At 64.8% G+C, this 23,496-nt stretch carries 23 protein-coding genes; 10 read left to right on the forward strand and 13 right to left on the reverse strand.

What is annotated here, in order from left to right; all coding sequences use genetic code 11:
- The 6 genes from tatC to CGLY_RS13635 form a co-directional block, all read right to left on the reverse strand.
- Positions 1-828, reverse strand: a complete 828-nt coding sequence (gene tatC, locus CGLY_RS13610; RefSeq protein WP_052540228.1) for a twin-arginine translocase subunit TatC — start codon at positions 826-828, stop codon at positions 1-3.
- Positions 825-1,073, reverse strand: coding sequence for a twin-arginine translocase TatA/TatE family subunit (locus CGLY_RS13615; protein ID WP_038550134.1), 249 nt, complete (start codon positions 1,071-1,073; stop codon positions 825-827). Before CGLY_RS13615 ends, tatC begins: the two co-directional genes overlap by 4 nt.
- Positions 1,074-1,083: 10 nt before the next feature.
- A complete protein-coding gene (locus CGLY_RS13620; RefSeq protein ID WP_038550135.1) occupies positions 1,084-2,100 on the reverse strand; it encodes an intradiol ring-cleavage dioxygenase in 1,017 nt (338 codons plus the stop codon).
- A gap of 183 nt (positions 2,101-2,283) precedes the next feature.
- Complete coding sequence (gene ispF / locus CGLY_RS13625; protein ID WP_038550136.1) at positions 2,284-2,772, reverse strand: 2-C-methyl-D-erythritol 2,4-cyclodiphosphate synthase; 489 nt, start codon at positions 2,770-2,772, stop codon at positions 2,284-2,286.
- A complete protein-coding gene (locus tag CGLY_RS13630) occupies positions 2,769-3,668 on the reverse strand; it encodes an IspD/TarI family cytidylyltransferase (RefSeq protein ID WP_227590282.1) in 900 nt (299 codons plus the stop codon). The genes ispF and CGLY_RS13630 overlap by 4 nt, the downstream gene beginning before the upstream one ends.
- Before the next feature lie 5 nt (positions 3,669-3,673).
- A complete protein-coding gene (locus CGLY_RS13635) occupies positions 3,674-4,264 on the reverse strand; it encodes a CarD family transcriptional regulator (protein WP_038550138.1) in 591 nt (196 codons plus the stop codon).
- Between the two features lie 227 nt (positions 4,265-4,491).
- On the opposite strand from CGLY_RS13635, the gene CGLY_RS13640 reads away from it, so the two are divergent.
- Both CGLY_RS13640 and radA read left to right on the forward strand, forming a co-directional pair.
- Positions 4,492-5,091, forward strand: coding sequence for a hypothetical protein (locus CGLY_RS13640; protein WP_038550139.1), 600 nt, complete (start codon positions 4,492-4,494; stop codon positions 5,089-5,091).
- 86 nt (positions 5,092-5,177) lie between these two features.
- Positions 5,178-6,572 carry a DNA repair protein RadA gene (gene radA / locus CGLY_RS13645; protein ID WP_038550141.1) on the forward strand — a complete coding sequence of 465 codons (1,395 nt, stop codon included), beginning with the start codon at positions 5,178-5,180 and terminating at the stop codon, positions 6,570-6,572.
- On the opposite strand, the gene CGLY_RS13650 is transcribed toward radA, so the two are convergent.
- Both CGLY_RS13650 and CGLY_RS13655 read right to left on the reverse strand, forming a co-directional pair.
- Positions 6,559-7,281 carry a hypothetical protein gene (locus CGLY_RS13650; protein ID WP_081803940.1) on the reverse strand — a complete coding sequence of 241 codons (723 nt, stop codon included), beginning with the start codon at positions 7,279-7,281 and terminating at the stop codon, positions 6,559-6,561. The two genes, radA and CGLY_RS13650, sit on opposite strands and share 14 nt — an antisense overlap.
- A gap of 72 nt (positions 7,282-7,353) precedes the next feature.
- Complete coding sequence (locus CGLY_RS13655) at positions 7,354-8,040, reverse strand: carbonic anhydrase (protein ID WP_052540230.1); 687 nt, start codon at positions 8,038-8,040, stop codon at positions 7,354-7,356.
- Between the two features lie 69 nt (positions 8,041-8,109).
- Between CGLY_RS13655 and CGLY_RS13660 the strand changes: the two genes are divergently transcribed.
- Positions 8,110-9,099 carry an HhH-GPD family protein gene (locus CGLY_RS13660; protein ID WP_038553140.1) on the forward strand — a complete coding sequence of 330 codons (990 nt, stop codon included), beginning with the start codon at positions 8,110-8,112 and terminating at the stop codon, positions 9,097-9,099.
- A gap of 43 nt (positions 9,100-9,142) precedes the next feature.
- On the opposite strand, the gene CGLY_RS13665 is transcribed toward CGLY_RS13660, so the two are convergent.
- The gene (locus CGLY_RS13665; protein WP_038550144.1) at positions 9,143-11,785 is read right to left on the reverse strand and encodes an ATP-dependent Clp protease ATP-binding subunit; all 2,643 of its coding nucleotides are present in this window, start codon (positions 11,783-11,785) and stop codon (positions 9,143-9,145) included.
- A gap of 338 nt (positions 11,786-12,123) precedes the next feature.
- Between CGLY_RS13665 and CGLY_RS13670 the strand changes: the two genes are divergently transcribed.
- Both CGLY_RS13670 and CGLY_RS17975 read left to right on the forward strand, forming a co-directional pair.
- Positions 12,124-13,893: an AMP-binding protein gene (locus CGLY_RS13670; RefSeq protein ID WP_038550145.1), complete on the forward strand. Its 1,770-nt coding sequence runs from the start codon at positions 12,124-12,126 to the stop codon at positions 13,891-13,893.
- A 181-nt stretch (positions 13,894-14,074) separates the two neighbouring features.
- Positions 14,075-14,206: a hypothetical protein gene (locus CGLY_RS17975; protein ID WP_265101950.1), complete on the forward strand. Its 132-nt coding sequence runs from the start codon at positions 14,075-14,077 to the stop codon at positions 14,204-14,206.
- A gap of 673 nt (positions 14,207-14,879) precedes the next feature.
- Here CGLY_RS17975 and CGLY_RS13675 read toward each other — a convergent pair.
- From CGLY_RS13675 to lysS, 3 genes are all read right to left on the reverse strand, one after another.
- Positions 14,880-16,088, reverse strand: a complete 1,209-nt coding sequence (locus CGLY_RS13675) for an acyl-CoA dehydrogenase family protein (protein ID WP_038550146.1) — start codon at positions 16,086-16,088, stop codon at positions 14,880-14,882.
- A gap of 35 nt (positions 16,089-16,123) precedes the next feature.
- Entirely contained in the window at positions 16,124-17,533 is a 1,410-nt protein-coding gene (locus CGLY_RS13680; protein WP_038550148.1) for an acyl-CoA dehydrogenase family protein, read from the reverse strand.
- 272 nt (positions 17,534-17,805) lie between these two features.
- The gene (gene lysS / locus CGLY_RS13685) at positions 17,806-19,437 is read right to left on the reverse strand and encodes a lysine--tRNA ligase (RefSeq protein ID WP_038550149.1); all 1,632 of its coding nucleotides are present in this window, start codon (positions 19,435-19,437) and stop codon (positions 17,806-17,808) included.
- Positions 19,438-19,629: 192 nt separating this feature from the next.
- Here lysS and CGLY_RS13690 point away from each other — a divergent pair, with 192 nt between their 5' ends.
- Genes CGLY_RS13690 through CGLY_RS13705 form a run of 5 tightly spaced genes read left to right on the forward strand, consistent with a single transcriptional unit; the run spans position 19,630 to position 23,121 of the window.
- The gene (locus tag CGLY_RS13690; protein ID WP_227590283.1) at positions 19,630-20,805 is read left to right on the forward strand and encodes an MFS transporter; all 1,176 of its coding nucleotides are present in this window, start codon (positions 19,630-19,632) and stop codon (positions 20,803-20,805) included.
- Positions 20,805-20,957, forward strand: coding sequence for a hypothetical protein (locus CGLY_RS17840; RefSeq protein ID WP_227590284.1), 153 nt, complete (start codon positions 20,805-20,807; stop codon positions 20,955-20,957). The genes CGLY_RS13690 and CGLY_RS17840 overlap by 1 nt, the downstream gene beginning before the upstream one ends.
- A 19-nt stretch (positions 20,958-20,976) precedes the next feature.
- Complete coding sequence (locus tag CGLY_RS13695; RefSeq protein WP_052540232.1) at positions 20,977-21,831, forward strand: helix-turn-helix domain-containing protein; 855 nt, start codon at positions 20,977-20,979, stop codon at positions 21,829-21,831.
- Positions 21,832-21,890: 59 nt separating this feature from the next.
- Complete coding sequence (locus CGLY_RS13700; RefSeq protein ID WP_038550151.1) at positions 21,891-22,904, forward strand: SPFH domain-containing protein; 1,014 nt, start codon at positions 21,891-21,893, stop codon at positions 22,902-22,904.
- On the forward strand, positions 22,894-23,121 hold the full coding sequence (locus CGLY_RS13705) for a hypothetical protein (protein WP_038550152.1): 228 nt from the start codon (positions 22,894-22,896) through the stop codon (positions 23,119-23,121). The genes CGLY_RS13700 and CGLY_RS13705 overlap by 11 nt, the downstream gene beginning before the upstream one ends.
- Here the strand turns inward: CGLY_RS13705 and CGLY_RS13710 are convergent.
- On the reverse strand, positions 23,118-23,414 hold the full coding sequence (locus tag CGLY_RS13710; RefSeq protein ID WP_038550154.1) for a DUF503 domain-containing protein: 297 nt from the start codon (positions 23,412-23,414) through the stop codon (positions 23,118-23,120). The two genes, CGLY_RS13705 and CGLY_RS13710, sit on opposite strands and share 4 nt — an antisense overlap.
- Between the last annotated feature and the right edge of the window lie 82 nt (positions 23,415-23,496).

The following is a 23,496-nucleotide window of genomic DNA, read 5'->3' on the forward strand; positions in this document are numbered from 1 at the left end:
TCAGGATACTCCTTCCAGAGTCGCGGACACGGTGACGCCGGCATCGGAGTCGGTGGCATCGGAGTCGGTGGCATCGGAGCCCGTCGTCTTCGTCATATGACGGTCATGAATCCATGCGATGAACAGGGCGAGTCCGAACAGGACCGCCATGGGAACGGCGATGAGAAACATCGACAGCAGGTCTGCGGCCGGGGTGACTAGCGCACTGAACACCACGATGCTGATAGTGATGCCTCGCCAGCTGCGGGCTAGTGTTGCCGCCGGCAGCAGACCCATCACGTTCAACACCACGATGAATGCTGGGAGGGTGAAGGCGATGCCGGCAGCGAGTACCAGCTTCATCACGAAGTCCAGGTAGTACGACGCCTGCAACAGAGTGCTGTCCTCCGTGGACGCGAACCCGGCGAGGAGTTCCACGATCCGGGGGAACACCGCCACTCCGGCGACACAACCAGCGGTGAACAACGGGATGACCGCCGCGAGGAAACCGAACGTATAGCGCTTCTCACTCCGGGACAAAGCGGGGGCAATGTAGGCCAGGAGCTGGTAGAGCCACACCGGACTGGATACGGCGATGCCGCCGAACAGGGCGATCCTGAGTTTGAGGTCGAAGGCCCCGGTGATGCTGTCGTAGTTGATACTGGCCGCACGAGTCTGCGCGATCTCGACGACCGGCGCGCGCAGGACCTCGAGGACCTGGTCGGACATGAGGTAGGCGATGACCATGGCGACCGCGAGGGCCGCTGCGACACGGATGATCCTCCTCCTGCCTTCACGAAGGTGTCCGGCCACGGGCATGGTGGCCGGCCTCGCAGTCGCGGTCGTCATGAGGTGTGCTGTTCTGCCGTGGGGGCCGTTGGCACGGTATGCACGGTGTGCACGGACGGCGTGGCTTCCGTAACCGGTGCGGCCACCGGCACAGCATCGGGCTCTGTCTCGGAGGCTTCCTTCTTCAGGATCCGGACAGACTGGCCGACGCTTGTGGCCAGCGCGGGGAGCTTCGCCGCCCCGAACAGCAGGAGCACGACGGCGAGGATGACCAGGGCGTGCATTCCGGTGAGATTCTGTAACATGATCTACTCCTTAAAGGATCTGTGATTCTCTGGCGTCCGACGCTCCGCCGCTGGGAGGTTCGCCGCCGGGGCCGCCGCCGTCACCGCCGGAACCTCCCGGACCACCGCCTGCGGGGGCGGCACCGGCGGTGGGCTCGGTGGTCGTGTCCACCCGCACCGTCAGCGAAGCGATGTATCCGGAGTCCACGTCACCGGTGATGGTGGCCATCTGCAATGCACCGGCGTCCTCACCGAACACGTTGTCGGTGTCGAGAGTGATCTGAGACAGGTTGTCTGACGATCCGTCGTAGACCGCGGAGGTGTAGACGTCGGTGAGGACGTCCTCCGGGATCGCCATCTGGGAGGTGGAGATCGCATTGGCGGAATCGTCGGTGGAATCCACGTCGGGGTACACCTCGAAGTGGATGTGGGTCCATCGTCCGGTGTAACAACCCGGCATCACGGACGTGAATGTCACTGTTCCGTCGGCATCAGCCACCTGGACTCCACGGAGCCAGGTCTCGTCCTCGACGCCCTCGGAATACATCGAGTACTGTCCCTGGGCGTCACAGTGCCAGGCGTACACGGCGACATCGGCAAAGGGTGCATCGTCATTGGCCATGTCGGTGATGGTGAAGGTGAACTCCAACGGCACGCCGTCGACCGGGGCATCGACACCGATGCTGGAACGGATGTCGCTGCGTACGATCCCCGACTCCGACAACACGTCCGGGCCGTTGGAACCGTCTGCCGGGTAGGGGCCTGCGGTCTCGTCCGGAATCTCGCCGGTCGGCAGCGTCGATGACGCGGCGCTACCGGTGGTCGTTGTCGCACTGGTCGCGCCGGACGTCGAGTTCGAGCAGGCCGCAAGGGCGACAGCTCCTGCCCCGGCAACGCCTGCGCCGAGAAACATCCGGCGACTCACCAGGGTACGCAGATCGAACCTGACGCCCTGGTCAACGACCTCCTCTTCCGGACGGTCAAGCAGTCGGCCCTCGTAGACGGGGCCGTCGGGGGTGTCGGTGGGTTCGGGCACGCGGGTGGCCATGATGGTCCTCCTTGGTCTTCGGGACTTTGCGGGGTCTTCAGTGATGGAGACGGACTGCTGTCCGTCCATCACCGTGACCTTGAGTCTCGTCGACCGTGACACCTGCCGCGTCCCCCCTACGCAGTCATCACGTACCCCCACCGCAGTATTCCGCGGTACACCCCCTGCGCTACCCGGAATATTTTACCGGTCGGACGCGCCGTCCTGCCAGACGACAGCCGTCGCCACTGCGGCCACGCCCTCACCACGTCCGGCGAACCCGAGGTGGTCGGTCGTCGTAGCCGAGACACTCACCGGGGCGCCGATATGACCGGAAAGAACCTGCTCCGCCTCCGTACGCCGCGGCCCCATCTTCGGGCGGTTCCCGATCATCTGGACAGCAGCGTTGCCGATGGTGAAGCCCTGGGACTCCAGAAGCTCCCGGCATTCGGTGAGCAGCTGGGCCCCGGTGACTCCTGCGTACTCGTCGCGTCCGACTCCGACGAACGAGCCGAGATCGCCGAGACCGGCAGCAGACAGCAGGGCATCCACGACAGCATGCGCGACCACGTCGCCATCGGAATGCCCCTCGCACCCGTCGACCCCGTCGAACAACAGGCCGGCCATCCAGCACGGCTTACCGCTCTGTACCTGGTGTGCATCAGTGGCCACACCGACCCGTGGGATGATCACGCCACTCCCCCGTCGCCCGCCATCCGGTGGGCCCGCTCGAGATCTTCAGGCAGCGTGATCTTGAACGCCTGCTCGTCGCCGCAGACCGTCACGACCGTCTCACCCGCCATCTCCATCAGCGAAGAGTCATCCGTGACCACGACGGGAGCCAGGTCCGACGGTGGCTCGCCGGTGGGGTGCGCTGAGTCGAGTTCCTCCCTCGCCTGCTGCATCTGGTTCGCTGCGAGCAACCTGTCGAAGGCGAAGACCTGCGGGGTCTGCGCTGCCCGCAGGTTTCGACGTTGCGGAGTAGAGCGGACGACCTCGGCTCCGTCCAGGGCCCCACCCGTCACCGTCTCCACCACCTTGACCGTGTCTGTCACCGGTACAACCGGCACCGCACCGGCCCACGAGCCGGTGGACACCCCCTCCGCCGCCGCGGCGACGGTGGCGCGGATCATCTCCGGCGGAGCGAGACACCGGGCGGCGTCATGAACGGCGACGAGGAAGCCCTCGGGCAGGTCACCCGGATCATCACGGTCCGCATCGGCGGTATCCGGACTGGAACCGTCTCCACCGATATGTGTCTGGATCGCTTCCAGGCCTGCACGCACGGAGTCTGACCGGTCGGTCCCACCGAGAACCACGGAGACCTCCATCGGTGCCCACAGCCCGATCTGGCTGCTCACCAGTTCGTGGGTGTGTTCAACCATGTCGGTGGAGACTGTCACCACGGCGTGACCGACAGACTCCGATGCCGCGAGCCCGTCCAGGCATCGCTCCAGGATGGTACGGCCACCGACGTGCACGAAAGCTTTCGGCAGGACCTCCCCCAGGCGTGTTCCGCTGCCAGCGGCAGCAACAACGGCGTACACCCGGTCAAGACCGTCCACAGCGTCATCCACCGCGCCTGCCACCGGGGTCAGTCCTCGTCTTCGCCGAGTTCGTCATCAAGATCGACGGACTGCGGCGCATCCTCCTCGGTGACACCAGCGGCGCGACGAGCCGCCGACTCCTCACGGTGCCGCACAATGGTCTCCTCCATCTTGCGTACCGTGGCGTCGGCCTTCTCGTCATCCACACCCTCAGCGAGAGCCAGCTCCCCGACGAGAACCAGCCGTGCCTTAGCGAGCATGCGCTTCTCGCCGGCGGACAGCCCACGATCCTGGTCGCGACGCCACAGGTCGCGAACAACTTCGGCGACACGGTTCACGTCGCCGGACGCCAGACGTTCCTGATTGGCCTTGTAGCGACGGGACCAGTTGCCCGCCTCTTCAACATCCGTCTCCCGGAGGACGGAGAAAACCTTGAGGAGGCCTTCCTCGCCGACGACGTCGCGGACGCCGACCGTCTCCGCGTTCGCCGCGGGTACCCGGACAAGCAGGTCCCCCTGGTTCACCCGGAGCACGAGGTAGTCGACCGGCTCCCCCTTGAAAACGCGCTGCTCAATTCCCTCGATCACTGCTGCACCGTGGTGGGGGTAAACGACGACGTCCCCGATGTTGAACTCCATGACGAGCCAGTTTAGCACCCTCCCCGAACACCCGCGGTCATCACCGGGTCGCTGCCCTCTCTTCACGCGGCCCACCCCGTATGGGCCCATCCAGCCGGGCCGAACTAGGTGTCCAGCACCCCCACAGGTTAATGTGGACTCGACGAAACCCGCCGCCCTGACATGTGACGGGACATATCATCTGCAGTTGACGGCCCCGGACGGGCCTCAGATGGAGGAGAACCACAGTGAAGAACCGGAAGCCCGCCGCTCGTCGGCTGCTCGCCGTCACCGCCGGTTGCGCGGCCCTGGCCCTGTCCGCCTGCGGTGCGGGTCAGATCTCCCAGACCGCCAACCAGGTAGCCGCCGTCAACGGCACGAACGGCGAGCTCGGCGACGCCTTCGTCCGGGATGTCACCCTGATCACCCAGGAGGACAACTCGGTCGCACTGAAGTTCAACGCCTCCAACCAGGGCATCGAGGGCGAGGACATCACCCTGGAGCGGGTGTCCGTGCAGGACGCCTCGGTTAACCTCGGTGAGACCGTCACCCTCTCCCCGGACTGCTCGGTCGTCGCCGATTCCGAGTCGGCGATCAATGAGATGAACCCCTCCAACGCCGACGTGGGCTGCACGCAGTACCTGGAGACCACGGTGGAGGGCGAGAACTTCTACAATGGCGCTGCCCGCGTCGTGACCTTCGAGTTCAGCAACGGCGATATCGAGATCAATGCGCCGATCGTCGCCTGGTACGCCGAGGCCGGCCAGACCAACCGGCACCAGGACGGTGTCACCCGTGAAGGCACCGACACCATTGACGGCGACCACGAGGGCCCGGACATCGGCTAATTCCTCCTGCCCCGTCTGACGCGCATATTCCTGTTCCCGGGAAATGCGCGTTTTTCATGTCCGTCCCCACCACTAGTCTGTGAGCCATGGCCACGAAAACCACGAACCGCAAAACCCGCAGCACCTACAACTGCTCCTCCTGTGGCCACCAGGTGTCGAAGTGGGTGGGACGGTGCCCGTCCTGCCACGAGTGGGGGACGATGGACGCCGCCGGCGCTACACCGACAGGCTCCTCCACCCCGTCCGGTCTGACCCCGACATCGCCGGCACAGCCGGTGACAGACATCGACCCGACCATCGCCAACCACCGCACCAGCGGCATCAGCGAGCTGGACCGGGTGCTCGGTGGTGGCGTGGTCCCCGGCAGTGCTGTCCTGCTCGCCGGCGAACCCGGCGTCGGCAAGTCCACGCTGCTGCTTGAGGTCGCCAACCGGTGGGCCCGTCAGGACCGCAGCGTCCTGTACCTCACCGCAGAAGAATCGGTGGGACAGGTACGTCATCGCGCGGAACGTACCGGTGCGCTGTCCGAGTCACTGTTCCTGGCCGCGGAACATGATCTGGAGACCGCTCTCGGGCAGATCGACGCGGTGCACCCCGAGCTGGTGATCATCGACTCGTTGCAGACGCTCAACGCCTCCGGGGTGGAGGGCGTGGCAGGCGGCGTCGCCCAGACACGCGCCGTCGCCGCCACGTTGACCACCCTGGCGAAGTCCACCGGGGCCCCCGTCCTGCTGGTCGGGCATGTGACCAAGGACGGCAGCGTCGCCGGCCCCCGCACCGTCGAGCACCTGGTGGATGTCGTCCTCAACTTCGAAGGCGACCGACACAGCTCCCTGCGCTTCCTTCGCGGACAGAAGAACCGGTTCGGGGCGACTGACGAAGTCGGGTGTTTCGAACAGACTGCCGACGGGATCCGTGAGGTCGCCGACCCGTCAGGCCTGTTCCTTCACCACCGGGACGACCCCGTCGCCGGCACCGCCGTGACGGTCCTGATGGATGGGCGTCGCCCGATGCTCGGCGAGATCCAGACACTCGCACTGGAGACCCAGATGCACACCCCTCGCCGGGTCGTCACGGGTATCGACGCAAGCCGCGTCGCCGTTGTGCTGGCGGTACTCGCCAAGCGCGCCGGTGTTGACCTGATGGGACACGAGGTCTATGCAGCGACTGTCGGGGGCATGAAGATCAACGAGCCCGGAGCGGACCTCGCCCTTGCACTGGCCCTTGCATCGACCGCCTCCGGTAAGGCACTGCCGACGGGGCTGGTGGCCGTCGGAGAGGTTGGTCTCGGCGGCGAAGTCCGACGAGTGCCGGACCTGCGGCAGCGCCTGGCCGAAGCCGGACGCCTAGGTTTCACCACCGCCGTCGTGCCGGATTCCACCCGTGGCGCCGACCGGACGACACCACCGAAAGGGCTGCGCATCATTGCCGTGAGTACCGTTCAGGAGGCCGTGGTGAAGATCGGAGTCACGCGAGGTTGAACGTCTGTGACTCCGACGTGTTGTCACCGATGTGCCCGTAAACCATGTACGCGCCGTTGCCGACCGGCTCGCGGTTGTCGCAGGAATCCGGAGATGAGGTGGTCCGTGACCACGCGGTCATCTCAAATGTACGGGACTGGTCCGGGTCCAGCCGTAGCCTCCCGGAGGACGTCGGCGAATTGCAGTCGGTGTCACCCCAGACACGGGAGTACCCGGAATCCATGGTGAACACCTCGAACTTCAGCTCGTCCTCGCTGAGGTCGATGTCACACTCGCCGGACGTGGGGTTGGTGACCTCAAGGAAGAAGTTCGGCTGCTGGCCGTCCCGGAATGTCGGTGCACCCGGACGTACGGACAGGCGAAGGTCATCCAGCGCGCAGGTTTCCTTCGACGCGACGTCATCGGGAACCCCCTCGGTCTCCGAGGGCTCCGCCGACCGTGACGGCGCCGCAGACTCCGAAGCCTCGCTGGACGGCCCACTCGACGCCGCAGATTCCGTCGATTCCTGCGTCGTCTCGGGCGAGGTTTCCGAGACTGCGGAGGACTCCGCTGTCCTGGCGACCTGGTCCTGGCCGTCGTCCCCACCGGTCAACGAACTGATGACCCACCACAAGAGCGCGATAACCACGACCAGAACCACCACCGCCGTGATACGACGGCGCTGGTAGATTTCCGGGGGCAACGGCCGGGGATCATTACGCTGACTCACACGCCCAGTGTAACCAGCGCCGACGATGTGGCGACGTCATGACACCCCGGAGGTTGAGTGTCAACCCTGTCTTCAGGGCACCCGGGTGCCGGGTACCCCGTCAATCTCAAGGCCGTAACTGGCGACAGGCTCGGCCAGCCCGTCCGACAGGCGGTACCGCATGCCGACAACACCGCACTTTCCGTCGCGGAGCCGCTCGAGGATCCCCGGCGAGCGGTCTACGATATGGTTCGCGATCTCCACGACATGGTGCTTCTCGAAGTCCTCCCCCGTGTCCGCGCCCTGCGACCGCGCCGCCAGCAACGACGGGGTGACCTTTTCCACGAGGACCCGTTGGAACCCCGGGGGCATGCTGCCGGTGGCCAACGCAGTCTGGGCGGCGGCAACAGCGCCACAACTCTCGTGCCCGAGCACCACGACCAGCGGAACACCCAGGGACACCACCGCGAACTCGAGTGACGCGAGCACCGAGAGGTCGGTGATTTCACCGGCGGTACGAATGACGAAGAGGTCACCGAGCCCCTGGTCGAAAACGATCTCCACCGGCACACGGGAATCCGAACACGCCAGAACGACCGCATTAGGTCGCTGTCCACCGGTGAGGAGCTCGCGACGCCCACGGTCCTGGTTCGGGTGGGCGGAGTCTTCGTCCATGAAGCGACGGTTGCCGACCATCAGCAACTCGACGGCTTCCTGCGGTGTGAGGTGGCCGGCGGAGTCATTGGTGTCACGGGCCGGTGTTGTTTCGTCTGATGTCATGCCGACTATTCTGCCACCGCCTTTTGCCGGGCGCCCGCCCGTGCGGCACAGTAGTTCCCAGTGGACACCGTGACGACGCAAGAAACACCAGCTGGACCTGGCACACCGACCTCACTGGGGGCGGCGTTGAACCAGTGGTACGACAGGCATGCCCGCGACCTTCCGTGGCGGGACCCTGACACCACGCCGTGGGCCGTTCTGCTCAGCGAGATCATGTCACAACAGACCCCCGTTGCCCGGGTGATCCCCCTCTGGACTTCCTGGTTGAAGCGGTGGCCGACTCCGGCGGACCTGGCGGAGGCGCCCACCGACGAGATACTTCGAGCCTGGGCGAATCTGGGGTACCCGCGCCGCGCGCTACGCCTGCGCGAGTGCGCCCGCGCGATTGTCACGGATCATCACGGACGGGTGCCGGACACCGTGCCGGAACTGCTGGCGCTGCCGGGGATCGGCGACTATACGGCCCGCGCCGTCGCCGCTTTCGCATTCGGGCGAGCCGTTCCGGTCGTCGACACCAACGTCCGTCGGGTTCAACGGCGTCTGGCCCGGGGAGAGTTCCTCCAGGGGGCGGCCAAAGCCGGTGACCTCGCCGACGTCGCCGACCTGATGCCCTGGGTCGACGACGATCCGGCCCTCGCCAAGCGCGGTTACCGCAATCCGCGGCACCGGCCGGAAGCCCACCGGGAGGCCGTGGGCATGTGCGCTTCGCTGATGGAGCTCGGTGCCACCGTCTGTACAGCGAAGTCACCGCAGTGCAGGATCTGCCCGGTGTCCGATCGCTGCCGTTGGATCGCCCTGGGACGCCCGGCACCCAGTGCTGCGGACTCCGCGGCCGCGAAGAAGAGGGTTCAGAAGTTCGAAGGTACTGACCGCCAGGTGCGGGGAAGAATCATGGCGATCCTCCGCGCCGAGGGGACCACGGAGGTCACCGTCGAGGCATTCACAGGCACCAGTGACGACGCGGAACAACGCTCCCGGGCGCTGGAATCCCTGGTCGTTGACGGGCTCGTCACACAGACGGACGCCGGCCCCGGGGCCCGTTACCGACTACCTCGGTAAGGGCCGCCAGGACCGGCGTCCCGTGACGTCGTCCAGCGGACGGTTAGTCCCGGTGCTCTCCTGCAGAGACATCCTGAGTCTCGGGGAGATCACTGTCGTCGGTCGCCGCCTCGATGACATCCTTCTGAGCGTCCTCGGCAGGCTCTGCGGCGATCTCCGGCAGCGGCTTCGGACGGGAGCCGAAGACGAACTTCGCGCCTTCGCCCTTGCCGGTGCCGTCCCAGTTCTCCACGTCGACGGTGACGATCTCGCCGGCACCGATCTCGCCGAAGAGGATCTTCTCCGAGAGGTGGTCCTCGATCTCACGCTGGATCGTCCTACGCAACGGACGGGCACCCAGCACCGGATCGAAGCCGCGGACGGCCAGCAGGCTCTTCGCCTCCTCGGACAGTTCCAGACCCATGTCCTTCTCCGCCAGGGCATTGCGCACCCGACCGGTCAGCAGGTCGACCATCTGAACGATCTGCTCCCGGGTGAGCTGGTGGAAGACCACGATGTCGTCGATACGGTTGAGGAACTCCGGGCGGAAGTGCTTCTTCAGCTCGTCGTTGACCTTCGTCTTCATCCGGTCGTACTGAGCGTCCTCGTCGGTTTCACCCGAGCCGGAGAAGCCCATGCCCACGGCCTTGGAGATGTCCCTGGTGCCCAGGTTCGAGGTGAAGATCAGGACGGTGTTCTTGAAGTCCACCATCCGACCCTGACCATCGGTGAGTCGTCCGTCCTCGAGGACCTGCAACAGGGTGTTGTAGATCTCCGAGTGCGCCTTCTCGATCTCATCGAACAGGACAACGGAGAACGGCTTGCGACGCACCTTCTCGGTCAGCTGGCCACCTTCGTCGTAGCCGACGTATCCGGGGGGTGCACCGAACAGGCGCGACGCGGTGAACTTGTCGTGGAACTCACCCATGTCGATCTGGATCAGCGAGTCATCGTCACCGAACAGGAACTCCGCCAGTGCCTTCGACAGCTCGGTCTTACCGACGCCGGACGGGCCGGCGAAGATGAACGAACCGCTCGGACGCTTGGGATCCTTCAGGCCAGCACGGGTACGCCGGATCGCCCGGGAGACCGCCTTGACCGCGTCATCCTGGCCGATGATCCGCTTGTGCAGCTCATCCTCCATGTGCAGCAGTCGGGTGGACTCCTCTTCGGTGAGCCGAACGACCGGGATCCCGGTCCAGGCACCGAGCACCTCGGCGATCTGCTCCTCGCCGACCTCGGCGACATCGTCGAGCTCACCGGCGCGCCACTGCTTCTCCTTCTCGGCGCGTTCCTCGGTGAGCTTGCGCTCATCGTCACGCAGTGAAGCTGCCTTCTCGAAGTCCTGGTCGTCGATGGCGGCTTCCTTGGCCCGACGGACCTCGGCGATCTTGTCGTCAACGTCCTGGATCGCCTTCGGTGCGGTCATCCGCTTGATGCGCATCCGCGCGCCGGCCTCGTCGATGAGGTCAACAGCCTTGTCCGGTAGGAAACGGTCGTTGATGTACCGGTCCGACAGTCGGGCTGCAGCGGCCAGGGCTCCGTCGGTGATGGAGACCCGGTGGTGTGCCTCGTAACGGTCGCGGAGCCCCTTGAGGATCTCGATCGTCATCTCGGCACTCGGCTCCGGGACCTGCACCGACTGGAAACGGCGCTCGAGGGCCGCATCCTTCTCGATGTGCTTCCGGTACTCGTCCAAAGTCGTCGCGCCAATGGTCTGCAGCTCACCACGGGCCAGCTTCGGCTTCAGGATACTGGCCGCGTCGATCGCGCCCTCTGCGGCACCTGCACCGACGAGAGTGTGGATCTCGTCGATGAACAGGATGATGTCACCGCGCTGATTGATCTCCTTGAGCACCTTCTTCAGGCGCTCCTCGAAGTCACCACGGTAGCGGGATCCTGCAACCAGCGAGCCCAGATCCAGCGAGTAGAGCTGCTTGTCCTTCAGAGTCTCCGGGACCTTACCGTTGACGATGTCCAGGGCGAGTCCCTCGACGACGGCGGTCTTACCCACACCGGGCTCACCGATGAGGACCGGGTTGTTCTTCGTACGACGCGAGAGCACCTGCATGATGCGCTCGACTTCCTTCTCACGTCCGACGACCGGATCCAGCTTGCCGTCCTTGGCCGCCTGGGTCAGGTTCTGCCCGAACTGGTCCAGAACGAGGGAGTTGGATTTCTGGCCCGGCTTACCGCCAGAGCTCGAATCGGAGGACTGTCCCACTCCGGCGGTCGCCGGCTCGTCCGGAGCAGCCTCAGGTTCGGTGCCCTCGTAGCCCGACAGCAGCTGGATGACCTGCTGGCGCACACGCGACAGATCGGCGCCGAGCTTGACCAGCACCTGTGCCGCGACACCCTCTCCCTCACGGATGAGCCCCAGGAGGATGTGCTCGGTACCGATGTACTTGTGGCCGAGCTGCAGTGCCTCACGCAGGGCAAGCTCCAGGACCTTCTTGGCCCGGGGGGTAAAGGGGATGTACCCGCTCGGCGGGTGTCCACCGGTACCGATAATGTCCTCGACCTCGGTGCGCACGGCCTCCAGGGAAATCCCCATGGATTCGAGAGCCTTGGCAGCGACGCCCTCACCCTCGTGAATCAGCCCCAGCAGAATGTGCTCGGTGCCGATGTAGTTGTGGTTGAGCGCGCGGGCCTCTTCCTGTGCCAGGACGACGACCCGTCGCGCACGGTCGGTGAACCTCTCGAACATTTGCTCTCCCTCACTTCAAGGTCCGGATGTGGGGACCACCTTAGTGATTCGGCGCCTCCACGTTGAGTCACTTTGTACAACGACGGCCACCCGAGGCTTGTTCCCTGGACCGAACCCCCCTCAGCACCCTACTAAACAGCAGGTCAAAGCGCCTTTTTTTGGAGACGGGAGACGTTGTACGCCGTCAGCGAACAGGCATTTTTCGGGCCTCCGTGAACCACAAACAGCTATTCCGGCGAAACGAACCATTTTTATCTGTAACCTGTCTTACACGACCACGTCCCCTGAACGGTCTGTCACAACAAAGCCGCAGCTTCAGCCCGAGAAAAAGGAGAACCATGAGCGGATCTGAGCCCGCAGTCACGCTGAAACAACTTCCGCAACTCGCCGAAGGAGCCATCCCTCTCGTCAAGTCCGGCGTCTTCGGCGCGATGAGCCCGGTCGCCATGGGCAAAGCCCTGAAGGCCATTGTCCAGTGGTCTTTCACACCCGCGGGCCTTCTGGCCATCGGCGCAGCACAGGACCCTTATCACACCGCCATTCTCGATGACGCCGGGTCGATCACCTACGGTGAGCTTCACGACCAGACGAACAAACTGGCCGAGGCGCTCTACCGGACCGGTGTCCGCGAGCGCGACAAGATCGGCATGCTCAGCCGTAACCACCGCGGCTTCATCATGACCTTGTGCGCCCACGGTCGTCTCGGCACTGACATCGTCCTGTTCAACACAGGTGCATCGGCTGAACAGACCCGCGCCGTCATGAAGGAGCAGAAGATCGACCTGCTTTTCATCGACGAAGAGTTTATCCCGCTGCTCCCCAAGGGCTTCGATGAATGCCCCGTGATCATCAACTGGGAAGAGGACCAGGACACCGCCGCGGCTCCCCTCACCGAAGAGGAGAGGCAGGCCCGGACAGCGGACATCGAGTACGCCAGCAACGTCGCCGACGCGCAGAAGTCCGACAACCACGCCACCAGGAACTCTGACTGGCCGACGTTGACAGAGGTCCTTCGCACGGGCCCCGCGGAATCCAAGATCCCGGCACGCCCGCGGCGCGGACGCACGATCATCCTGACCTCCGGCACCACCGGCACGCCGAAGGGTGCCCGCCGCCCGGAGCCGAAGACGTATCTCCCGGCATCGTCGATCATGTCCCGGATCCCCCTGAAGCATCACCGCGGCTACTACGTGCCTGCGCCGATGTTCCACCTGTGGGGCTTCTGCCAGATTCAGCTGGGCCTGGCGCTGCGTGCGACGTTCATCCTGCAGCGCAAGTTCTCACCGCGCGAAGCCGTGAAACTCATCGAAGCGAATCGACCGGCGAACATCGCGATCGTCCCCACCCAGCTCCGTCGCCTCCTCGAGGCCGTTCCCGAGAACTTCAACCCTGGAGTGAAGTCCATCGTCGCCTGTGGTGAAGCCCTTCCGCCACGGGTCATCCGCGAGACACACGAGAAGTTCGGGAAGATCCTCTACAACCTCTACGGTTCCACCGAGATCAGCTGGGCCTCGATCGCCCAACCCCACGAGCTCGAGGAGCACCCCACCACCGCAGGTAAGCCTCCGATGGCGACGGTGCTGAAGATCGTGGACGACGACGGCAACGAGGTGCCGGAAGGCGTTGTCGGACGGGTCTTCGTGGGAAATGACCTTCTGTTCGAGGGCTACACCCGCCCGGGTGTGGACAAGGAGAATCTCCACGGCCTGGTCTCTACAGGCGACCTCGGATTCTACGAGGACGGGCTCTTCTACCTGGCCGGACGCAGCGACGACATGATCGTCTCCGGTGGTGAGAACGTCTACCCGCAGGAGGCGGAGGACGTCATCTCCGACATGCCCGAAGTGTATGAGGTCGCGGTCCACGGCGTGGCCGACCCGGACTTCGGCCAGGCACTCGCCGCCTATGTCGTCCTCAATGACGAGGACAAGGACAAGGCGGAAGGCTTCGAGGAGCGTGCGAAGGCCGCTGTGAAGGCTAAGCTCGCCCGTCACAACGTGCCCCGCTACTACGTGTTCATGGATGTGCTCCCCCGCAACGCCGTGGGCAAGATCGTCCCCCGCGAACTCCCCGCGGTGGACAACGGGATGGAGGATGACGCAGCCTAGGGATGTGCCGATGCGCTGAACACGTGTCCGGCCATCCTGAGCGACGAAAAGCGGCCCGCAGAAAAGGTTCTGCGGGCCGCTCTTCCATGTCCGAGGCTTCTCCGACTGCGCCGATGTCGGCCGCCTGAGCGGGTAATCTTCAAGGCAACAGCTACAGTCCGCCTGCCCGCCGGAGTACACGATGGCCCCAGATCACCGGAAGCCCCCACCACGCGTGTTGGTCATCATCATCAGCATCGCATTCACCCTCCTCGCCATTCCCGGCGGCGCTGTCGTCGCGCTGTTCATCATCTCCCTGATACTCAGGATCTAGATGTTAGTGCCACGGCGACCCGTGCTTCTGGAACGCAAAGACCCCCGCACCGAGGTGCGGGGGCTATTAATTCGCTAGTGCGAATTAGGCAGCGCCGTTGAAGGAGCCGACGACAGCCTGGAAGACGGAGACGATAGCCTCGGAAACGGTGGAGATGATGGCCTGAATGGTGTCGATCATGATGATCTTCCCTTCGGTAGAAGTGTGGTTTCGCGTCCCAGTGTTCTGAGCCGCACGATGGACCATACCGGTGGGGGAATATGTTTCGTTACACGAGGATATTACCTACCCCCATACGGGTTAGGGTTCTTTATACCAGCTGGTCAGGGTCCTACAAACGCGAATAGGCGCACACCCTCTCCGCCGTTGCGGATCGTGGTGTGCGCCTATCCAGAAAGGCGATACATGATCGATGTGTATCAGATGCGGGGGCCATCCAGACCCCCTGCACCTAGGACGTTATCCCTCGAAAAATGATCCGCCGAATCGGCACACCCCCGGGGGTAGTGAATGCTGGTCGGCCTGCTCATCGACTCTCGGCACCTGCACACGTCGGGGAGAGAGACAGCGTCCAAGGAGCAGGCGCGGGGTGGGCGAACCTGGAAAACGTGGGAACGAGAAAAGCGGTACCCGGTCGATGTGACCGAGCACCGCTTCTTGGCTCTGTGAACTGCTACTTCAGCTGTGCGGAGGTCAGCTCCAGCTCACGGCGGGCGACAACCAGCTGCTGAATCTGCTGGGTGCCCTCGAAGATGTCGAGAATCTTGGAGTCACGGGACCACTTCTCAAGCAGCGAGCGCTCGGAGTAGCCGTAGGTGCCGGCGAGCTCGACGGCACGCAGGGTCAGGTCGGTGGCCATACGGCCTGCCTTCGCCTTGCACTCGGAAGCTTCCTTGTTGTTCGGCTGCTTGTTGTCGGCCATCCATGCGGCACGCAGCGTCATCAGGTACGCGGCCTCCCAGTCGGACTCAAGGCGGATGTACTCGGCGACGGCCGCCGGCTGGTTCCAGCTCGGGGCGTCGTAGTCGATCTCCAGTCCTGCCTTCGTGAGGATCTTGCGCAGCTTCTCCAGGGAAGCGCGGGCGACACCGACGGCCATACCTGCCACCAACGGACGGGTGTTGTCGAACGTCGCCATGACGCCGCCGAAGCCCTTCTTCGTGTCCACCTCGGGGGAACCCAGGAGGTTCTCCTTCGGGACGCGCACGTTGTCCAGGATGAAGTGGGCGGTGTCAGAGGCGCGGATGCCGAGCTTGTGCTCCAGTCGGGCAAGCTCGAAGCCCGGAGTGTCGCGCGGGACGACGAACGACTTGATGGCGGCGCGGCCGGCGGACTTGTCGACCGAGGCCCAGACGACGACGTGGGTGCAACGGTCGCCAGCGGTGACGAAGATCTTCTCGCCGTTGAGAACGTACTCGTCACCGTCCAGCTTTGCCGTGGTGGCGACCGCAGCGGAGTCGGAACCGAACTGCGGCTCGGTGATGGCCATCGATGCCCACACCTTGCCGAAACGCTCGAGTTGCTCATCAGTGGCGACAGCGGCGATAGCGGAGTTGCCGAGGCCCTGGTAGGGGATCGACAGAGTCAGACCCACGTCTCCCCAGCAGGTCTCGATAACGTTGACCAGGGAAGACATGTTTCCGCCGTTACGCACGGAACCGTCGTCCTTCTTCTTGTCACCACGACCGCCGGATGCACCGGCGAGGTTGCCGCCGCCGTCGGTCATACCTTCCACCAGGGAGGCCATGGTGTCGAGCTCGATGGGACGCTCGTGCTCGGCGAGATCGTATTTGCGTGCGATGGGGCGGAAGATCTCCGCGGCGGCCTGGTGGGCCTGGTTGATGGTCCCGCGCAGCTTCTTCGGGAGTTCCAGATTGATCATGACAGTGCTCCTTCGATGTTGTTACTGACGGGGACTTACAGGACCACGACGCCTTCGGCGACACCGATGGCACGCAGGTCGCGGTACCACCGCTCCACCGGGTGCTCCTTGGTGTAGCCGTGGCCACCGAGCAGCTGGACTCCGTCGAGGCCGATCTGCATGCCGCGGTCTGCGGCAAAGCGTCGGGCGAGGCCGGCCTCGCGGTTGTAGGACAGCCCCTGGTCGATCCGGGAGACTCCGCGGAGCAGGATCATGCGCAGGCCGTCGAGCTCGATACGGATGTTGGCGACCATGAAGGCGACAGACTGGCGGTGGGCGATGGGCTCACCGAAGGCCTGACGCTCCTTGACGTACGGCTTGACGTACTCGAGCACGGCCTCGGAGGTGCCCGCGGCGAGTGCAGCCCAGCCCAGGCGGGCACGGCGGATGATCTCGGCGTAGTTCTCGGTGCGGGTTTCGTTGTCGAGCTCTGCACCACCCAGCAGGTTGGAGGCCGGAACCTTGACGTCCTTGAGCAGGACGCGGCCCAGACCTGCGGCGCGGACACCCATGGACGGATCAGCCTCGACCACGACGCCCTCGGTGGAGGACTCGACGATGGCGAAGGTGTTGACACCGTCGAGGTCCACAGCGACGACGAACAACTCCGCCGAGCCGGCACTGGGAACCATGGTCTTCACACCGTTGATGACGATGTTGTCACCCTCGCGCTTGGCGGTGGTCTGCAGGACGAAGGGATCGAACAGAGCACGGGACTCGTTAACGATAACAGCAGCCTGGGGGACGGACTCTCCGGCGAACTCCGGCAGGTAGGTCTTCTGCTGTGCATCATCACCGTAGTTGGTGATGGTGGTGGCCACTCCTGCGGGCGCCAGGATGGCGACGGCCTGGCCCATGTCACCGAAGGCCAGCGCCTCAGCAACGAGAGCAGAGGTCGTGGAGGCGGACTCAGAGGCCAGGCCCTCGAACTCTTCCGGCAGGCTGACCAGGGAGATTCCCAGCTCAGCTGCGGTGTTCAGGATCTCCTGGGGAGTCTCGGCGGCCTCGTCGGCGTCGTGTGCACCGGGGCGGAGCTGCTCCTCGGCGAATTCACGCACGGCGGAAGTCAGCATCTCCTGGTCTTCGGAGGGGGTCAGGTCGAAGAGCACCTTCGCCGGCTTCTTCGGCTCCGTCGTGCCGTCGCCCTCACTACCCTGGTTCTCCAGGCGCACCGGCTTGCCGGAACCCTTGGACTTCTTGAACTGGCGGTTGATCGCACCGAGGGTGCGCATACCGCCCTTGGTGGACTCGTAGGCCACCCGGTCCACCTTCTCGCTGAGACCGTACTTGGTCGCCAGATCGGAGCCGGTGAAGCGGGTCAACACGCGCATCGCGGTACCGATGGCATCACGCTTGATCGTGTTGAGGCCCGGTGTGGAATCGTTCCGCTTGCTTCGGTCACTCATGGTGAGGCAGCTACCTTTCGCTGTACTCGAGTGTCGCCCCGGCGGTTTCCGGGAGGACGGACAGTCTTAGACAGTCATGGAGTTGGGTCGGATAGATAATGATTACATCATAACCACGAACCATGACCCGCGTCACAAATGTCCCGAATCGTAGAGCACCACACATAACAGGAACATCACCCGAGGTCAGCAGGGTGACGAAAGATCGATATCCCCCCGTGAACCACCCCCACGGGTGGAGTGACCGCTCCAGAGATCGGCCAGAGCGGCGCTCAGCTCTCGCGCTCCGGCTTGACCATCGGGAACAGAACGGTCTCCCGGATCCCCAGTCCCGTCAGCGCCATCAACAGGCGGTCGATCCCCATGCCGTTCCCCGACGTCGGCGGCATGCCCTGTTCCATCGCCGCGAGGAAATCCTCATCCAGCACCATGGCCTCATCATCGCCGCCCGCGGCCAGGCGCGCCTGATCCTCGAACCGCTCGCGCTGGATAACCGGATCCACCAGCTCAGAGTAGCCGGTGGCCAGTTCGAACCCCCGGACATAGAGGTCCCACTTCTCCGTCACGCCAGGCTTGCTGCGGTGCTGACGGGTCAACGGGGACGTCTCGACCGGGAAGTCACGGACGAAGACCGGGCCGAAGAGCTGGTCCTCACACAGGAGCTCCCAGATCTCCTCGACGAGCTTGCCGTGTCCCCACCCCCCCTTCGCCGGGACCGGCAGTCCGATCACCGCGGCCAACGCCTTGAGGTCCTCGACGGAGGTGTCAACGGTGACCTCGCCCACCACATCCTGATCGGGGAACTTACGGTTCAGTGCCTCGTTGAGGGACGGGTACATCTCCATGGTCGTCCACTCGCCGCCGAAGTCGTACTCGGTACCGTCCACCAGCGTCACGGTGGTGGACCCGAAGACCTCCTCGGCGATCTCCTGGATGACCTCACGGATCAATGTCGCGCCGGTGTCATAGGTCCCGTAGGCCTGGTAGGTCTCGAGCATCGCGAACTCCGGCGAGTGGGACGAGTCCACTCCCTCATTGCGGAAGTTACGGTTGACCTCGAAGACCTTGTCGATACCGCCGACCACGCAGCGCTTGAGGTAGAGCTCAGGAGCAATGCGGAGGTAAAGATCGATGTCCAGCGCGTTGGAGTGGGTCTCGAACGGTCGCGCCGCGGCTCCACCGTGGAGGGTCTGCAGCATCGGGGTCTCAACTTCGAGGAAGTCCCGACGCTCCAACGCATGGCGGAGGGCACGCATGACCTTGATACGCGTGACCGCGTTGGTGCGGGCCTGCTCCCGCATGATCAGGTCTGTGTAGCGGTGACGGATGCGGGTGTCTTCGCTGAGTTCCTTGTGCGCGACCGGCAGCGGGCGCAAGGACTTCGACGCCATTGACCAGGAATCTGCCATGACGGAAAGCTCGCCCCGCTTCGACGCAACCACGCGACCGTGAATGAAGACGATGTCTCCCAGGTCGACATCGGCTTTCCAGGACGCCAGGGCCTCCTCACCCACCTCGGCGAGCGACAGCATCGCCTGCAGCTGAGTGCCGTCCCCGTCCTGGATGCGGGCGAAGGCCAACTTGCCGGTGTTACGCACGAAGATCACCCGACCGGCGATCCCCACCTCCTCCTGTGTCTCGTCGCCGGGGGAAAGGTAGACGACGCCCTCAGCGCGGTCGACGCGGGTGGCCTCCTCGTCGTCCTTGGGCAGGACGGCGTAGGACGCGACGATGTCCTTGAGCGCATGGGTGCGGGCAACCTCCACGGGATACGGGTCGCGTCCCTCCTCGATGAGGCGGTCACGCTTGCCGCGCCGGACCTTCACCTGCTCGGGGAGATCACCACCGTCGGCCTCCGGAGAGACCTGTGATGCGTTCTGGGGGGAGTTCTTCGCGTCAGTCACGGTGCTCCAGCCTACTGCATGACTGCCGGCACTCCCCGAGTGAGGCGGACCAGCGGACAGCGGGGGCTACAGCATCACACCAATACTGACAGAAACCTGATAGATAGGGTTCTTCCTGCAGTTTCATCGGCGCCGTCCGGGCGGAGTGTCAAGCGTTGCCGACGTCATGCCGAACGGACTTGTCTTGGGCTCATGTCACTTTCTCCGCGCACAACCACGGTGCTGCTCCTCGCGTCGATTCTTCCGTTGGTCGACTCGAGCCTCGTCAATGTGCTTCTCCCCTCGATCAGCTCAGATCTGGGTGTCAGTGAAAGCTCCGTCCAGCTCGGTGTCTCCGGTTACATGCTCGCCGCCACCGCCGGCATCATCCTGTCCACGACCTGCCTGCGCAGGTTCGGACCGCGACACGTCTGGTCAACGTCGGTGATCGTGTTCGCCATCGCATCCACGTTGGTGGGACTGAGCGTGGACCTGGGCATGTTCGTCGGTGCCCGGGTTCTGCAGGGTGCAGCGTGCGGATTCATCATGCCCGCCGTCCAGCACCTCGTCGCCGAGATCGTCGGCCGCGACGGAATGCGCAACGCCCTGGCGACCATCGGCCTTCCCGCCGTCATCGCGCCAGCCGCCGGCCCGCTGCTCGGCGGCATACTGGTGGATGCCGTCGGCTGGCGAACGCTCTTCCTCGTCAACGTGCCGGTCGCCGTCATCGCCCTGATGATGGCACCCGGCGCGCTGCCCACTACCACCGGGCGCCGGACGTCACTGGGATTCGGCCAGGCACTTCCGGCGGTTCTGGGAATGGTGGCGCTGTTGTCTGTGGTCAGTGAGGTGGGCTCACTGTCGTCGGGGTGGATCGTTCTGATTCTGGGCGTCGCCGCCATTCTCGTGCTCGTATTCTGCGTCGCCGACCTGCGGTCCTCCACCCCCCTGCTCGACGTGTCCCTGTACCGGGGCACCCCCTTCGCCACGGTGATGGCTCTGTGCCTGGTTGTCGGGGCGGTGTTCTACGGCACCCTGCTCTCGACCTCGCTGCACCTCCAGGGGGAGCTGGGACAGCCTGCGTGGGTCGCCGGCGTCTTTCTCGGTGTCCAGGGACTGGGCGCATGGGCGGTTCGCAGTCTGATCAAGGGGCCGTGGAAGTCGTCGAACGCTTTCGTCATCATCGGTCTGGGGTTGGCGGTCGCAGCGACCGGCACGCTGGTGATGCAGGCGGTCGAGGTCTGGGGAGTGGTCTCCGCGGTGGTGTTGGCTCTCGGCGCGTTCATCCGCGGTCTCGGCCTGGGGGCGTGCACGTTGGTGGCCTTGTCCGCCGCCTACGAGGTCGTGACCGATGACCAGACCTCGGCGGTGGGGCCCACAGTCGACTGATGCTCCAGCTCGGCGGTGCCCTCGGCACCGCGGCCGTCGGTGTGTGGACAGGCTCCACACTGTCGCTCGGTGTCGCCGTCGCCCTGATCTGCATTGCCGGGTCCGCGGGGGCTGGCACTCTCCTTCTCCACCAGCGGCGTGCCACCGCCTGAGGACGTAGCCTCGGGGTTCATGGGAGACGATGCATCGATGTTCGGACATCGGTTACGCCACGCGCGCCTCGAGCGGGGAATGCCGCAGACAGCACTGGCGTCGGGGATCTGTTCTGCCAGTGCGGTGTCACGGTGGGAGGGCGGGCAGAGCATTCCACCTGAGGAGATCATCATGCGGTTGGCGGACCGTCTCGGGCTCAGCGCGTCACTGCTCACCGCGCAGCAGTTCGATTCGCGCCTTCTTGCCTCCTGGGACGGCTTCGGAGAGTTGGTCTCGGTCGGCTTCGGGACGGGACGAACAGCGGAGCGCGATCTGTCGCCGATGGCGTCCTGGATGTCCCGCGCCCGCTACGTCCTCACCCACTCCGACCCGTGGGCGGGTGGCGATCCGCGGCCGGTGGTGGACGATCTCGCGGTGGACCCGTTGAGCGCCTCGACTCCGGTGGCGTTGGCGACGGTCGAACTGCTGGATGCAGCGGTCGCGGTACGCGAAAACATGACGGCCGAGAAGGTCGACGCCCTGGTGGACACGCTCACCTGGGCGCTCGACGCCCCGGCATATGTCCGGCAGACGGCGCTGGAGACTGCAGTCGCCGTGCTGGTGTCCGTCGACATGCCTGCCGCCGCCCGCGGCGTCATAACCAGGGTGTCTCCGCCCGAAGTGACCTTGACCTGCCGTGCGCTCGTGACCTGGGGAGGCGGGTCCACCGCAGGACTTCCTCCGGTCCGCCCCGCATACAGTGCACGGGATGTGGCGTTCGGCCTGCTGTCCCGGCACCGGGACGCTCCGGACCTCATCCGCTCGCTCGCGGAGACCTGCCCGGAGGACGGCCTGGTTGCGATGTGGATACATCGACTGTTGACATCAAACTGATATCACTTTAACGTTAAGTGATATCAGTTTCCGGAGACACCGGAACCGGAGAGGACACCATGGCACCTGAGTCCCATACACCCGCCCCCGACGCCGTAGCGGGAACCCCTGTCGGACACGACGGCACCAATGTCAGCATCAGTGAACACCGCGCGTGGTCCGGCTCCACCGGATTGGCCGTCTTCGCCCTCCTCGGCGGTATCGTCCTCTTCCTCGCCCCCATCGCCCTGATCGTCTGGGCCGGGGTCGGCATGGGCTCCGGCAGCGTCAGCGAGGCACTCGGGGGCACGCTCATCGGGGTCGGCGTCGTCCTCATTCTCCTGTCGGTGGTCATCCTGACCATGCTGCGTGTCATCAACCCGGGCCACACCCAGGTCGTCCAGTTCTTCGGCCGTTACCTCGGCACCAACCGAACCACCGGCCTCACCCTGGTGCCGCCGCTGGCGACGTCGAAGAAGGTCAGTGTCCGGGTCCGGAACTTCGAGACCAATGAGATCAAGGTCAACGACCTCAACGGCAATCCGGTGAAGATCGGCGCGATCGTCGTCTGGCAGGTCTCCGACACCGCCAAGGCCACGTTCTCGGTCGAGGACGTCGAGGAATTCATCCACTCCCAGTCCGAGTCGGCCCTGCGCCACGTCGCAACCACACACCCCTACGACTCCGTGCCGGGGCGTATCAACGCCGACGGCACGTCGGGCGACGCCGCCACCAGTCTCGCCGGGTCCACCGATGTGGTGTCGCAGGAACTCGCCGACGAAGTCGCCGCCCGCGTCGCCGTCGCCGGTCTCGAGATTGTCGAGGCCCGCATCTCGGCGTTGTCCTACGCCCCGGAGATCGCCGGTGCGATGCTGCAGCGCCAACAGGCACAAGCCGTCGTCGACGCCCGCGAACAGATCGTCGACGGTGCGGTGTCAATGGTCCAGACCGCTCTCGACCAACTCGAGGAGCGCGACATCGTCGACCTTGACCCGGAACGTCGCGCCTCCATGGTCTCCAACCTGCTCGTGGTCCTGTGCTCCGACTCCTCGACCCAACCGGTGATCAACACCGGTGGTCTCCATGGCGCGTAAGAACGTCCCACTACGCATCGACCCGGCGGTCTACGACGCGATCGCCCGCTGGGCGCACGACGATCTGCGCAGCGTCAACGCCCAGATCGAAGTGATGTTGCGCGACCAGCTGCGCAAAGCCGGCAGGTTGCCGAAGTCCACCGGTGCACTGCCGAAACGCGGACGGCCTCCACGGCGCCCCGATACCGACTCAGGCAGCACTTTCAGCGACGACTAGAGATCTTCCGAGGAGAGATACCGCAGCTTCGCCGACAGCACCTGAATCTCGGGATGTGACGCGACAAGACGCTCCGCAGCTTCCAGGAGTTCCACGACATGCTCCCTGTCCGCGCTGACCGCCGATGCGCCGATGCCGGTACGACGGTGGAGATCACGGTGGTCGACTTCCGCCACCGAAATCCCGAACTTCCGGTGCACTTCCGCAATCACCGGCCGAACCACGGAGCGCTTCTGCTTGAGGGAGTGTACATCGCCGAGGAGAACGTCGAGTTCAAGAGTTCCGATCCACATATGGGCTGCAACAGTAGCGTATGCAGGACAGAAGCGACAGGTATCGGGCCTCACCGTCCGGCAACGCAGATGACTTTGCGGT

The sequence above is a fragment of the Corynebacterium glyciniphilum AJ 3170 genome, from assembly GCF_000626675.1.
Lineage (GTDB): Bacteria > Actinomycetota > Actinomycetes > Mycobacteriales > Mycobacteriaceae > Corynebacterium > Corynebacterium glyciniphilum.

Excerpts from the sequence above, each read along its gene's own strand:
- tatC (WP_052540228.1), bottom strand. The coding sequence starts at position 828 with ATGACGACCGCGACTGCGAGGCCGGCCACCATGCCCGTGGCCGGACAC.
- CGLY_RS13615 (WP_038550134.1), bottom strand. The coding sequence starts at position 1,073 with ATGTTACAGAATCTCACCGGAATGCACGCCCTGGTCATCCTCGCCGTC.
- CGLY_RS13620 (WP_038550135.1), bottom strand. The coding sequence starts at position 2,100 with ATGGCCACCCGCGTGCCCGAACCCACCGACACCCCCGACGGCCCCGTC.
- CGLY_RS13635 (WP_038550138.1), bottom strand. The coding sequence starts at position 4,264 with ATGGAGTTCAACATCGGGGACGTCGTCGTTTACCCCCACCACGGTGCA.
- radA (WP_038550141.1), top strand. The coding sequence starts at position 5,178 with ATGGCCACGAAAACCACGAACCGCAAAACCCGCAGCACCTACAACTGC.
- CGLY_RS13655 (WP_052540230.1), bottom strand. The coding sequence starts at position 8,040 with ATGACATCAGACGAAACAACACCGGCCCGTGACACCAATGACTCCGCC.
- CGLY_RS13665 (WP_038550144.1), bottom strand. The coding sequence starts at position 11,785 with ATGTTCGAGAGGTTCACCGACCGTGCGCGACGGGTCGTCGTCCTGGCA.
- CGLY_RS13670 (WP_038550145.1), top strand. The coding sequence starts at position 12,124 with ATGAGCGGATCTGAGCCCGCAGTCACGCTGAAACAACTTCCGCAACTC.
- CGLY_RS17975 (WP_265101950.1), top strand. The coding sequence starts at position 14,075 with ATGGCCCCAGATCACCGGAAGCCCCCACCACGCGTGTTGGTCATCATC.
- CGLY_RS13675 (WP_038550146.1), bottom strand. The coding sequence starts at position 16,088 with ATGATCAATCTGGAACTCCCGAAGAAGCTGCGCGGGACCATCAACCAG.
- CGLY_RS13680 (WP_038550148.1), bottom strand. The coding sequence starts at position 17,533 with ATGAGTGACCGAAGCAAGCGGAACGATTCCACACCGGGCCTCAACACG.
- CGLY_RS13690 (WP_227590283.1), top strand. The coding sequence starts at position 19,630 with ATGTCACTTTCTCCGCGCACAACCACGGTGCTGCTCCTCGCGTCGATT.
- CGLY_RS17840 (WP_227590284.1), top strand. The coding sequence starts at position 20,805 with ATGCTCCAGCTCGGCGGTGCCCTCGGCACCGCGGCCGTCGGTGTGTGG.
- CGLY_RS13695 (WP_052540232.1), top strand. The coding sequence starts at position 20,977 with ATGGGAGACGATGCATCGATGTTCGGACATCGGTTACGCCACGCGCGC.
- CGLY_RS13700 (WP_038550151.1), top strand. The coding sequence starts at position 21,891 with ATGGCACCTGAGTCCCATACACCCGCCCCCGACGCCGTAGCGGGAACC.
- CGLY_RS13705 (WP_038550152.1), top strand. The coding sequence starts at position 22,894 with ATGGCGCGTAAGAACGTCCCACTACGCATCGACCCGGCGGTCTACGAC.
- CGLY_RS13710 (WP_038550154.1), bottom strand. The coding sequence starts at position 23,414 with ATGTGGATCGGAACTCTTGAACTCGACGTTCTCCTCGGCGATGTACAC.